The organism is Methylomonas montana, from assembly GCF_030490285.1.
Classification (GTDB): domain Bacteria; phylum Pseudomonadota; class Gammaproteobacteria; order Methylococcales; family Methylomonadaceae; genus Methylomonas; species Methylomonas montana.
In genome coordinates, this window is sequence record NZ_CP129884.1 from 2,796,122 (window position 1) to 2,809,390 (window position 13,269).

General features: G+C 53.3%; 7 protein-coding genes. 5 read left to right on the top strand and 2 right to left on the bottom strand.

Annotated elements, in window-relative coordinates; genetic code table 11:
* The first annotated feature begins 11 nt into the window (after positions 1–11).
* The 4 genes from QZJ86_RS12935 to QZJ86_RS12950 all read left to right on the top strand — a co-directional run bounded on the left by QZJ86_RS12935 (position 12) and on the right by QZJ86_RS12950 (position 8,602).
* Positions 12–2,096 carry a TonB-dependent receptor plug domain-containing protein gene (locus tag QZJ86_RS12935; RefSeq protein WP_301670836.1) on the top strand — a complete coding sequence of 695 codons (2,085 nt, stop codon included), beginning with the start codon at positions 12–14 and terminating at the stop codon, positions 2,094–2,096.
* 15 nt (positions 2,097–2,111) lie between these two features.
* On the top strand, positions 2,112–2,759 hold the full coding sequence (locus QZJ86_RS12940; RefSeq protein WP_301670837.1) for a YfiR family protein: 648 nt from the start codon (positions 2,112–2,114) through the stop codon (positions 2,757–2,759).
* Positions 2,756–5,500, top strand: coding sequence for a response regulator (locus tag QZJ86_RS12945; protein ID WP_301670838.1), 2,745 nt, complete (start codon positions 2,756–2,758; stop codon positions 5,498–5,500). The genes QZJ86_RS12940 and QZJ86_RS12945 overlap by 4 nt, the downstream gene beginning before the upstream one ends.
* 243 nt (positions 5,501–5,743) lie before the next feature.
* Positions 5,744–8,602, top strand: coding sequence for an EAL domain-containing protein (locus QZJ86_RS12950; RefSeq protein ID WP_301670839.1), 2,859 nt, complete (start codon positions 5,744–5,746; stop codon positions 8,600–8,602).
* Here QZJ86_RS12950 and QZJ86_RS12955 read toward each other — a convergent pair.
* Both QZJ86_RS12955 and QZJ86_RS12960 read right to left on the bottom strand, forming a co-directional pair.
* Entirely contained in the window at positions 8,599–9,429 is an 831-nt protein-coding gene (locus QZJ86_RS12955; protein ID WP_301670840.1) for a PHP domain-containing protein, read from the bottom strand. The two genes, QZJ86_RS12950 and QZJ86_RS12955, sit on opposite strands and share 4 nt — an antisense overlap.
* Positions 9,429–11,276, bottom strand: coding sequence for an ABC transporter ATP-binding protein (locus QZJ86_RS12960; protein WP_301670841.1), 1,848 nt, complete (start codon positions 11,274–11,276; stop codon positions 9,429–9,431). The genes QZJ86_RS12955 and QZJ86_RS12960 overlap by 1 nt, the downstream gene beginning before the upstream one ends.
* Here QZJ86_RS12960 and QZJ86_RS12965 point away from each other — a divergent pair.
* Positions 11,263–13,245 carry a transglycosylase SLT domain-containing protein gene (locus QZJ86_RS12965; protein ID WP_301670842.1) on the top strand — a complete coding sequence of 661 codons (1,983 nt, stop codon included), beginning with the start codon at positions 11,263–11,265 and terminating at the stop codon, positions 13,243–13,245. The two genes, QZJ86_RS12960 and QZJ86_RS12965, sit on opposite strands and share 14 nt — an antisense overlap.
* The last annotated feature ends 24 nt before the right edge of the window (positions 13,246–13,269 follow it).

Sequence of the window (13,269 nt, forward strand, 5' to 3'; positions counted from 1 at the left end):
ACGGATTGCTTATGTCTTCCTCTAATCGATTTAAACGCGCCGCATCCATCAGCTTGCTGGTTGGGCTGGGACTGTCCGTAGCGCAAGCCGCCAATCAAGTGCCGGAAAACGAGAATCTGCCGGATTTGACCGCACTGAGCGTCGAACAGTTAATGAACCTCGACGTCACCTCGGTGATGAAAGTCCCCACCGATGTCAGCCATGTACCCGCCGCGATCTATGTGCTGAGCAACGAAGAAATCCGCCGGACCGGCGCCACCAGTATTCCGGAAGCACTCCGCGTGGTACCCGGGCTACACGTTGCCAAGGTCGACGGCAACAAGTGGGCGGTATCGGTACGCGGTTTTAGTAGTCAATTTGTCAATAAACTACTGGTACTGGTGGACGGCCGTAGCGTTTATAACCCGCTCTTTTCCGGAGTCTGGTGGGATCAACAAGACGTGATGATGGATGACATCGAACGCATCGAAGTGATCCGCGGTTCGGGCGCCAGCTTATGGGGTGCCAATGCGGTCAACGGCGTCATCAACATCATCACCAAATCCGCCAAGGACAGCCAAGGCGGCTTACTGGCCAGCCATGTCGGCAACCAACGTTACGGTGGCGGCATTCGCTACGGTGCCGATCTTGGCGACGATGCTTATCTAAAAGTCTACGGCCGCCACGCCGAATATGGCGACTCAAAAACCCTGGGCGACGCCAATTCCGCCGGCGACGAAGGCCAACTCAGCAAAATCGGCTTTCGTTACGATAAAGCCATCGATATTTCCAATAAACTGAGCTTGCAAGGCGACGCTTTTCTGGGCGAAAGCAACGGCGCGCCCCAAAGCTTTCCATACCTGTCCTCGCACCTGACGCCGGTGACAGCACCGCCCTACTCCCGTCTATTGCCTACCAGCCAGTTATTCTCCGGCCACTATATCCAAGGTCGCTGGGAACAGCATCAGGGCGCCGACTCCAATACCGTGCTGCGCCTGTATTGGGATAGACATAGCCGAAAATCGCCATATCTGGATTCCGAGTATCAAATCGATAACGTCGACATCGATTTTCAACACAACTACAAGATCGACCGGCATTTATTGGTTTGGGGCAGCGGCGTCCGTTTCAATCTGAATAATTTTCAGGATAGCGCTCAGATTGCTATGCTCGCGAACAACCGCACCGACCGCATCTATAGTCTGTTCGCCCAAGACGACATCACCTTGGTACCCGATCGCTGGCGACTGACCTTAGGCAGCAAACTGGAGCACAACCCCGTGACGCAGTTTGAGGTGCAACCGAACGCGCGCTTGCTGTGGACACCCAACGAACAGCAATCGTTTTGGGGTTCGGTCTCCCGCGCGGTACGCACCCCCAATTGGGTGGAGCAAAACATCTCCTATAGTTTGCAGACCCGGCCGCCCGTCGGTGACGGCGCCGCCAATCCCGCCAACCCGGCGCTTATCCGCGGTTTGGTGGGCAATCCCGATCTGACTGCCGAAAAGATGATCGCCTTCGAATTGGGATGGCGTGGCCAATTACATAGGCAATTGAGCGTCGACGTGGCCTTGTACCATTACAGCTATGACGATTTCGCCAGCCTGTCGCCCAATGCCTTGGACACCACGCATATCGGCGCCAGCTATTTACTGCAAACCGTCAGTTACAGCAACTATGGCCAGGTGAAAGTCTATGGCGGCGAGATCAGCGCCGACTGGCAAGTGAATGAGGACTGGAAACTGCGCGCCACCTATAGTCACGAAGAGGAACAATTTCGCCTGTCCAGCACCGCCCCCGCGTTTACCACTATGACATCCGGCGACAGTTATCCGGCCAACAAAGCCATGCTCTGGTCCATGTTCCAACTGACGCCACAACTCCAGCTGGACTTAAACTGGCGTTATTCCGATGCGGCCAGTATCGACGCGGCGCGGCCACGCGCCTATCAGGATTTGGACGGGCGCTTGGCCTGGGACGTGGGTTCCGGCGTCGAATTGGCGCTAGTGGGTCGCAATTTGCTCAACAGCTATCACTTCGAATACGGCTCGGACATGTTTTCGACAGCGACGGCCGTGCAACGCGAGGTGTATGGCACCTTGCGCTGGCAATTCTAATCGGTCCCGAACAGTATGCATTCAATACGACATCCGGCACCGAAGGCGATGCATGCAAAGGCCCTGTTTAACGACAGCGGCTTGGCTGTCGATGTGTCTGACATTTCAATGCATGCGCCGACGCCGACAAAATCGGCGAATGGCGTGGGGTTCGGCAAGGTGTTGTTATTGGTGTTGATGATCACAGCAAGTCCTTGTTTTGCGGAAGCGGCCAGCGAAGCGGCCGTCAAAGTGGCTTTTTTGTATAACTTTTTTAAATTTATCGAATGGCCTGAGACTATTGCCGGCCCAAACCACTACACTTTGTGCCTGACCAGTCATAACGATTTCGGCAATAACCTGCTGATGTTGGAGGGAAAAACCGTGAACGGCAAACCGCTCAACGTGATTCAGGACATCGCTGTCAAAGACCTGAAAACCTGCCATATGCTTTATGTCAGCGCGAACGACAATCCCGCCGATTATGCGCGTGAGCTAAAAGGCTTGCCTATCGTCTCGGTCAGCGACAAATCCGGTTTCATCGAACAAGGCGGCATCATCGGCTTACTGCAAGACGGCAATCGGCTCGGCTTTGAAATCAATTTGAATAGCGCCGATGCCAGCAAACTTCGTTTCAGCGCTCAATTGTTGAAATTGGCTAAAAATATTAACGCCAACAAATGATGGATAAACTCACCAATTTACCGATGACCTACAAGCTGCAACGCTTACAGGCTATCACTTTGGCACTGGCCTTGCTATTTACCTTGCTGATTACCAGCGTCACCCAGGCTTGGCAGGAAAGACGGGAGCTGGCCACCGAAATCCGCTCGCTAGGCCGAATGATAGGCTTTAATGCCAATGCCGCGTTGCTGTTCGGGGACAACAAAACCGGCTCGGATATCCTCGCCACCTTGCGCGGTAAACCCGAAATCGTCTCCGCGCAGTTGTACAACCGGGATGGCGGCATTTTTGCGTACTATCCGGCCACTGCCGATTTCGACAGTTTTCCGGCCAGCCTCGGTAATGCGCAAGCATTGCAACGCCAGCAAGGCATACCGCTTTTCAGCCTGACTATCCTGCATCCCTTGTCGGACGATAGCGGCGAGGTGATCGGCACATTACGCTTATTGATCGATCTGCTGCCGATGTGGCAAACCATAGGCGGTAGTCTCAGCCGAATTTTTCTGGCCATGTTGGTATCGTTTATGTTGGCGGCCTGGTTCGGACGCCGCTTGGCAACCTCGATCGCCGCGCCGTTGACGCGTTTATCCCTATTGGCTAAACAGGTCTCGGTCGACAACAATTATATGGTGCGCGCCAAAGGCGAAAGCGCGGACGAAATCGGCCAGCTGGTAAAAAGTTTCAACCAGATGATAGAACGGATACAACAACGCGACGCAGAGCTGGAAAGCCAACGCGGCAGCCTGGAAAAAGAAGTCGATTTGCGCACGGCCGATTTACGTCAAGCGGTAAGCGAAGCACAAGCCGCCAATATTGCCAAATCGCAATTTTTAGCGACCATGAGCCATGAAATCCGGACGCCGATGAACGGCGTACTGGGTATGACCGAACTATTGCTGGGAACCGATCTGAATAACACTCAGCGCCAATACGCGGAAACCGCGTTCAGTTCGGCCGATTCCCTGCTAACCGTGATCAACGACATTCTGGATTTTTCTAAAATCGAGGCTGGCAAGCTGGAACTGGAAGAAATCGATTTCAGCTTGATCAATCTCACCGATCAACTCACCGCCTTGTTCTTCGAACGGGCCAACAGCAAAAATATAAGCCTGCTTTGCGAAGTCGGCGCCGACGTACCGAGGGACGTCAGAGGCGACCCTTACCGTTTGCGGCAAATTCTCACCAACCTATTATCCAATGCGATCAAATTCACCGAAGCCGGCAGCGTCAAACTGCAGATCGGCGTCGCCGGCCCCGGCCAGTGTCAATCAAATATAGGCATTTGCCTGGAGTTTCGGGTCAGCGATACCGGTATCGGCATTGCGGAAGACGTGATGTCGCGTTTATTCAAATCCTTCAGCCAGGCCGACGGCTCGACCACCCGCAAATATGGCGGCACCGGCCTCGGATTGGTAATCTGTAAGGAATTGAGCGAATTGATGGGCGGGAATATCGAGGCGCAAAGCCAAACTAATGCCGGCTCGGTATTTACCGTGCATATTCCCTTGCGCGATGCCCAAACCTCCCTGCCCAGTATTCAACCGAACGCTAATTTGCAAGACAAACTGGCATTGCTGGTGGAAGACGATGCGATCAACGCCGAGATTTTGGAAAACCATCTCAACGACTTGGGCATGCGAACCCGCGTTGCTAAAAACGGCGCGCAGGCCTTGAAAATTCTCGATCAATCCAGTCACGCGGGACAGGTTTTCGATGTCGCCGTGCTGGACATGGAAATGTTCGATATGAACGGCGTGGAACTAGCCCAATCCATTCGCGGCGACGCCCGCTTTACCGATATGCGCATCATCATTGCTTCCAGCAGCGATGATAGACAACTAGCGGCGATGCGCGCCGGCGCCTACGATCTGTATTTGCACAAACCGATACACAGACAGGTGTTGCAAGACGCGCTGCTCGATGTGCTGGCGAGAACGCCGCTGTCGGCCTGGCGTCCAACGCCGTCCGGCTCCGGCGCGCATATTCTGTTGGCCGAGGATAATCCGGTCAATCAGAAAATCTGTAACGCCATGCTGCGCCAACTCGGTTACGCAATTTCGGTCGCCAATAACGGCCGCGAGGTGCTGGATATTTTCAAGCGCGAGCCGCCGGACCTGATCCTGATGGACTGCATGATGCCGGAGATAGACGGATATACCGCGGCAGCGCGAATCCGAGACCTGGAGCGCGATACCCATTTAAACCGAATCCCCATCATCGCGCTGACCGCCAATGCGATGGAGGGCGACCGTGAAAAATGTTTGCTGGCCGGCATGGACGATTATTTGAGCAAACCCTTCCTGCAGAAAACCTTGCACGACAAGATACAAGCGCTGATCGATGTTAATTCGAAACCGCCACGCAACCTTCCCGCGCCGGAACCGGTGAAAGTGGATGCTGGTGCTGCCAAATTCGATCCGGCACCCTTGAATACGCTGCGCAAGATGGGCGGCTGCGCCTTGGTCGAAGAGGTCTTGACGCTGTTTCGCGAAAACGCCGCGCAACAAATCTCAGCCTTAGCGACCGCGTTAAAACAAGAGCAAGCAGAAGCGGTACGCCAGGCCGCGCATAGTTTAAAATCGGCTGCCGCCAATATTGGCGCCTTCCATCTTGCCGATCTGGCGCGCGACATCGAACTCGCCGCACGGGATAACAACTTGCAATTAGGTACCCAACTTGCCGAAAATTTGCAAAGCGAATATAAAGAAATATTACATTGGCTTTCGCAACTTAATTCTTGAACATGGAACGCTTAACTACTCGCAGCGTTTTTCCGGCGATTGACGACGATAAAGAGCGTTTGCTGTCGAAAGACATCCGTCAACCGGAAGATTTTCAGACCAATACTGCCGAAAACATCAAACCTGACTGGGATGCAGTCAAAAACCAAGGTCCGAATCTAGCACGATGTTACCGGACAACGGCTTTGAATTTGTGCCTTTCACGTGAAAACTTAACGCCCAAATCGCAGCTACCGGTTAATCATGACAGATAAGCCTTATATTTTGATCATTGACGACGACCCGATAATCCGGTTACTAGTCAGCCAGGTGTTATCGGCCAGCGACTACGAAGTCATCGCCGCCGAAAACGGCCGAGACGGCCTAAAATGGTTCATCGAGACATCCCCGGCGCTAGTATTACTGGATGTGATGATGCCGGAAATGGACGGTTTCAGTTGTCTGCAAGCGATGCGAGCCACCCCGAACAAAACCATCCCCATCGTCATGATGACGGCTATCGAAGACGTACACGCCGTGGACGATGCATTTAAACTGGGCGCTACCGATTTTATCGGCAAACCCGTGCAATGGCCGCTACTCCCTCATCGAATCGACTATGTCTTGCGTTCGCATCGAACCACTCAAAGCCTGCTCGAACAACAAAACTTACTGAAGCAAAGCGAGCAGCGCTTCCGGGACCTGGTTGAAAGCATCAGCCGCGAATATTTTCTTTATTCTCGCGACACCGACTGCTTGTTTACCTATTTTGGACCTTCGGTGGAACATATCCTGGGTTATAAACCGGATGAGTTATTGCGCCATTGTTTCGATAGCGCCGCCAATAATCCAATCAATGAGATCGCCAGCGCTTACGCCCGACAGTGTCTGACCGGCAGCATACCGTCTAACTATGAAGTGGAAGTACATCGTAAGGACGGCAGCCTTCGTTTACTGAGTCTTAACGAATCGCCGGTTCTCGACGCCGAGCAAAGGGTAATTGCCGTGAACGGTTTAGCTCACGACATTACCGAAATGCGCCTCACCCAACAGGCCTTGGCGGATAGCGAGGAACGTTTGCGACTGTGCATGCAGGCGGCAAAACAAGGCTTTTACGATCTGAACCCGCAAGCACACGTCATCATCGTCAATGCGGAATATGCCAACATGCTCGGCTACGATCCGGCAAACTTTGACGCTAGTTACGAGGCGTGGCAAGCGCGTCTGCATCCTGATGACCGGTTTCGGGCTATTGACAGTTACCAGCGCTACGTGGCCGGTGAACTTGACGAATACCGCGTTGAATATCGCCTGCGTTGCGCCGACGACAGCTGGAAATGGATATTATCGATCGGCAGCATCGTCGAGCGTGATGCACAGGGCCAGCCATTGCGAATGTTGGGCACCTACACCGACATCACCGACAGCAAAATGGCCGCCGAACGCCTACATTTGCTGGCCAAGGTGTTCGAAAATAGTGGCGAGGCAATTTTCCTGTGTGCACCGAATACTCGTATCGTTTCCGCCAATCAAGCCTATACCAATATTACCGGCTACCGCGCCGAAGAAGTCTTGGGGCAAGTTCCGCCGATATTGGACGTCCAACATCTCGACCTGAGTCAATATCAGCGTATCTGGCAAGCGCTGCGAGAAAACGGCTATTGGCAAGGCGAAGTGAGGGACACCCGCAAAAACGGTGAATCCTATCCAGCCTGGTTGGGTATATCGGCAATCTACGATACCCAGGACGCAATAAGTCATTACATCGGCATTTTCTCCGACATCACCGAGCGTAAAGCCGCCGAAGCGCAAATCGAATATATGGCTCGCCACGATCCGCTTACCAATCTACCCAATCGCACCTTGTTGCACGACCGCTTCGATCAAGCCATGGCACATGCAGTGCGTAATGCCACACTCGTCGGCGTACTGTTCCTGGATCTCGATCGTTTCAAACATATCAACGACACCATGGGCCACGATGTCGGCGACCGCTTGCTGCAAGGCATCGCCTCACGACTGGTTCAATGCGTGCGGGAAGTCGATACGGTTTGCCGGCAAGGCGGCGATGAGTTCATCATTATCCTCACCGACATTCCCGAAGTCGAAACCATTACCCAAATTGCGCTTAAAATTCTCGATCAATTGAGCCAGCCTTTTCTGCTGGAAGGCGTGACTGTCAGCACCTCTTTCAGTATCGGTATCAGTTTATATCCAAACGACGGCCTAAATTTTCACGGTCTGCTCAACAAAGCCGACACCGCGATGTATGCGGCCAAAAACCAGGGTCGCAATACGTTCCGCTTCTTTTCTGACGATATGAATCTGGCTTCGATCGAGCGGATGAATATCGAAAACGGCCTGCGTCTGGCCTTGCAGCGAAACGAATTTCGGCTGCACTACCAACCGCAATATTTCATACGCGAAAACAGGTTGATCGGCGCGGAAGCCTTGCTGCGCTGGCAGCCGGAAAACGGCGAGATGATCTCACCCTCTAAATTCATCCCGATCGCCGAAGAGAACGGCCTGATCGTGCCGATAGGCGATTGGGTATTGCGCGAGGCCTGCCGGCAAAATAAGGTCTGGCACGATGCCGGTTTAAAACTGCTGGTGACCGTCAATATCTCGGCCTTACAGTTCAAGCGCGGCAATTTACTGGAGTTGGTGAAAGCAGCGCTGACCGAATCTCAACTGGAACCGCATTATTTAGAACTGGAACTGACCGAATCGGTGCTGATGATCGATACCGACGCCGTGATCGACACCATCGCCCAATTGCGGGCGTTAGGCGTCAGTTTGGCTATCGACGATTTCGGTACCGGTTATTCCTCGCTTAGCTACCTGAAACGCTTTGCGGTGAACAAACTAAAAATCGATCAATCGTTTATTCGGGATATGAATTCTGGCAAAGTCGAAGACACCGCAATCGTCCAAGCCATCGTGCAATTGGGCCAGACCTTGGGCCTGCTGACCTTGGCCGAGGGCGTGGAAACCCGCGAACAAGTCGAACAACTCAACCTATTGGGCTGCCGAAAAGCTCAAGGTTTTTATTGGCATCGCCCCCTGCCCGCGGAGGAATTTACCCGGCTTTTCAGTCCGGCGCGAAAGAGTCATCCCGCTTAAAATAATTGCCAAATCGGCGGCGCGCCATCCGGCAAAGCCGCAAGGCGCCCCAGTTCCAACCATTGATTGCCGGGCGCATGAAAATCCGATCCGACCGATGCATACAGCTTATGTTTGGACGCATGCAGGTAACTTAAACGAATATCGTCGACACTGGCGCGGCCGGTGACCACTTCTATCCCCTGCCCGCCCGCCGCTTTAAATGCAATCAAAACCTTGTTGATCCATTTTGTGCTGAGTTTGTAACGCAAGGGATGCGCCAATACCGCAACGCCGCCAGCCGCGGTAATCCAAGCGATGCAGTCGGCCAAGCCGGCCCAGGCAGTCGGCACATAACCCGGTTTTCCCTTGCTCAAATAACGGTCGAAGGCATCCTGCTGGGTTTCGACATAGCCTTGATTAACCAGAAAATCGGCGAAATGCAAGCGAGTGATTTCGCCGTTGCCGACCATCCTGCTCAATACCGAGTAAGCGTCGCTTATGCCTTTCTTGGCCAGTTTTTCGGCAATCTTTTGCGCACGCTGGTCGCGGATGTGCTGTTGCCGGGCGACGCCCTCGACCAATGCCGGATGATCCGGATCGATATTCAAGCCGACGATATGCAGACAATGGTTCTCGAAACTGGCCGATAGCTCGATACCCGGAATCAGTCGTATGCCGGCTGCTTCGGCTGCTTGGCGCGCTTCTGGCAACCCAGCGGTGGTATCGTGATCGGTCAAGGCCAGCGCGGCCACGCCCTGTTGTTTGGCGCGCAACACCAGTTCGGTCGGCGACAGGGCGCCGTCGGAGGCGTTGGAATGGCTGTGTAAATCGTATATTTCCGACACTATTGATAATCACCGTAAAGTTTGGCGTATAAGCCGTTTTGTTGAATCAAGGTGTCGTGTTTGCCTTGTTCGCAAATCTGGCCTTGTTCGAACACATAGACATGGTCGGCTTGTTTCACTGCGCTAAGTCTATGCGCAATGATGATAGTGGTACGGCCTTCCAGGAAGCCATTTAGCGCCTGATGCAATTTGTATTCAGTCTCGCTATCCAGCGCCGAGGTTGCTTCATCCAGAATCACCACGGCTGGCTGGCTGACGATCATTCGGGCAATCGCCAACCGCTGGCGCTGACCACCGGATAAGCGCATGCCCTGCCGGCCCACCACGGTATCCAGCCCTTGCGGCTGTTCCTCGACGGTGGTTTTCATCTGCGCGATTTCCAATGCATGCCACAATTCGGCATCAGCAATCTCCCGACCCAAGGTTAGATTCGCGCGTATCGTATCGTTCAATAGCGCCGGATGTTGCAACACGGTGGCAACATGTTCGCGCACCACATCCAAGCCGATCCTATCCAAGGGCACGCCGTCGAAATAAATCATGCCGCTGCCCGGCGGATACAAACCAATCAGAGTCTGCGCCAAGGTGGATTTGCCGCCGCCGCTGGCGCCGACCAACGCGATTTTCCCACCGGCCGGAATCGTCAGATTAATGCCGTTCAGAACCGGCTCTTCGTTGTAGCTGAAATGTAAATCTTTGACGCTGACCGACACGGTTTTTCTGCCGCTGAACGGATTTTCCAGATGCGGATAATACGGCTCTCGTTCCAATAAGGTCAGTTTATTCACCCTGGATAAGGCCGCCTTGGCTGCGTAAAAAGACTGTTGAATGCTGAGTATTTCCTGCACCGGCGCCATCATGAACCACAGATAACCGAAGACCGCCAGCATCTCGCCGATGCTCAGATTGGAATACAGCACCATCAGCATGGCAGTGGCCCGAAAGATGTCGAAGCCGAACAGAAAGGTCAAAAAACTCAGGCGTACCGTGGCATCGCTTTTCCAGGCATAGACCGTGGAGTGATTTTTCACGGCCAACGCGCTGCCTACCAGTTGCCGGCAATAATGCTCCTCACGGTTGCTGGCGCGAATCTGGTGGATCGCTTCCAACGTTTCGCTCAGGGCTTGCTGAAACACCGCATAAGCCTTGTTTTCGTTGGCTTTCAATTCCTTGACCCTGGAACCGATCGCCCTGGCCAGATAAATTACTAGCGGATTTAAAAAAATAATGAACAAACCCAGTTGCCAGTGCATCCATAGCAGAATTAACGCCATTCCTAGAACGGCCAACACCGCTACCAATAGTTTACTAATCGTGGTGCCGATAAAATTATCCAGCGTGTCCAGATCGGTGACCATATGTGCGCTGACCGTACCGCTGCCCAGGCTTTCATACTCGGACATGGAAATATGTTGCAAATGCTTGACCAGACCGGCGCGGATCCGAAAGATCACATCCTTGGCAATATTTGAAAATTGCCGGGTCTGGATAATGTTCAACACCAGCGCGAACGAACGCATCAGCATGCAAACGCATAAAATAATCCCGATATAGACGATGGGCTGCTGCCATTCCAACGGCAGCCAGGGATTCAGCGTTTGCAAAGCGATGCCGGGATGGTGTAGCAAGACTTCGTCGACCAATAGCGGCATCAACAAGGGTACCGGTACGCTGGCCGCGGTAGCCAATATGGCGATCAGATGACCATTGATCAGTTGTTTTTTGTGTTGCAGGGCGATGCGGTAAATATAGCGCCACGAGTATTCCTCTTGCGGCGAGCGGTATGATGTTTTCAAGGTAATGAAAGGAATCCGATGAGGTTTAACGATTATAATGGCCAAGCCCACTTTGCAAAAACTTCTTGCCGAGTGTTTCGTGCCGGATTTCGTGGAAATTAATATGCATTCTGTCCTGCGTTTTTTATTGCTTGCCGCTCTGACCGACATTTTGCCGAACAGTGCCCAGGCGGATGAAATTTCTCTGGCCGCCCAACGTCAACAATTCTTGCTGGCGGAACAAGCGATCGACCGGAATCGCGACACCGAGTATTTCGCGCTAGCGGCCGCTTTAAAAAACTATCCGCTCTACCCGTATCTGCACTACCAATGGCTGAAAAATCATCTGGATGCCGATAGCGAGATCCAGCAGTTTCTGATCGATAACGCCGCCAGCCGTTACGCTTCAGCGCTTAGGCAAAAATGGTTGTTGCAATTGGGCAAAAAACAGCACTGGCCGCTATTGCTCAAGCATTATCATGGCAGCGACGATCCGGACCTGCAATGTTATGCCGGTTTGGCGCGTTTCGAAACTGGCCAAACCTTGGAAGCGCTCGATCAGGCTCGCGCTTTGTGGCTAAGCGGCAAATCGCAACCGGAGCATTGCGATGCCTTGTTTACAGCCTATCAAGCATCGCCCTATTTTAACCACGAAATGATCCGCCAACGTTTTCAAGCGGCGTTGAATCGCGATAATCTAAGTCTGGCCGGCTATTTGACGCGTTTTTTGACCGGTGCGGAGCTGGAACTTGCCAACACTTGGCTGAAACTGCACCGTCATCCGGAAACGCTGATAAGTGATCAGCACTGGCGCCAATATACCGAACAAGCTGGCGAATTGTTTGCCCACGCCATTGACCGTTGGCTGGAGTCCGATGTCGAGCAAGCGATGACCGCTTGGGACAAGGAAAAGTCGCAGTTAACGATTGTCTCTGCAACGCTGGCATATATTGAAAAACGCATCGCTGTCACGCTGGCGCTCAAGCACGACAAGCGGGCCTACGCCCGTTTATCCCGGCTGGACAATAGCGACGAATCGGCCCGGGAATGGCGAGTCCGGGCCGCATTGAATGCGCAAAACTGGCAGGATGTCGCCGCCGCGATCGCCGGGCTCAGCGACGAAGAAAAGTCCCGTGAAAAATGGCAATACTGGCAAGCGCGCGGCTTGGCGGAAGCCGGGCAACCGGTATCGGCTAATGCCCTGTTTCAGCAACTGGCAAAGAATCGCAGTTTTTACGGTTTTCTGGCGGCAGGCCGCTTGCGGCAAACCATAGCGCTGGAGGATCATCCCCTGATCGTTTCCGCACAGGATCTCGACTATCTGCAAACTCATCCGGATTTTCGGGTGGTTTCCGAGCTGATTGCCATCGATCGCAAACTGGAAGCCAAACGGCAATGGTGGTACGCGATCGGCAAGCTGGATAGCCGCTTATTGCCTGCGGCCGCTAAATTGGCGCAGCAATGGCATGCGCCGGCATGGGCGATTTCCACGATAGCCAAGGCCAATCACTGGGACGATGTCAATCTGCGTTTTCCGTTGGAATATGTCCAGCAAATCCAGGCCAATGCTTCGGCACAACAATTGGACCCGGCCTTGATCCTGGGCTTGATCCGTCAGGAAAGCGCCTTCGACGAAACCGCCGATTCGCCGGCCGGCGCCAAGGGCTTGATGCAAGTGATGCCCAAAACTGGCCAGCAAATCGCTGCGGATATGCGCGACCGTTGGGATAGCGATAACAATCTGTTCAAACCCGAACTGAACCTGAAATACGGCGCGTTTTACTATAAAAAACTGCTGCAACAATTCAACGGCCATGTGGCGTTGGCTACTGCCGCGTATAACGCCGGCGCCAACAAAGTTAAACGCTGGCTACCGGAAAATCAGACACTACCGGCCGATATCTGGATAGAAACCATCCCTTATAAAGAGACTCGCGGCTATGTCGCATCGGTATTGATGTACAGCTTGATTTACCAACAACGCCTGCAGCGCGACAGCTTAAAGATCGACGATCTACTACGCGAGGTAATGCCCGGATAAAAATTGAGCTGATTTTTTAAGCCG

Excerpts from the sequence above, each read along its gene's own strand:
- QZJ86_RS12935 (WP_301670836.1), top strand. The coding sequence starts at position 12 with ATGTCTTCCTCTAATCGATTTAAACGCGCCGCATCCATCAGCTTGCTG.
- QZJ86_RS12940 (WP_301670837.1), top strand. The coding sequence starts at position 2,112 with ATGCATTCAATACGACATCCGGCACCGAAGGCGATGCATGCAAAGGCC.
- QZJ86_RS12945 (WP_301670838.1), top strand. The coding sequence starts at position 2,756 with ATGATGGATAAACTCACCAATTTACCGATGACCTACAAGCTGCAACGC.
- QZJ86_RS12950 (WP_301670839.1), top strand. The coding sequence starts at position 5,744 with ATGACAGATAAGCCTTATATTTTGATCATTGACGACGACCCGATAATC.
- QZJ86_RS12965 (WP_301670842.1), top strand. The coding sequence starts at position 11,263 with ATGGCCAAGCCCACTTTGCAAAAACTTCTTGCCGAGTGTTTCGTGCCG.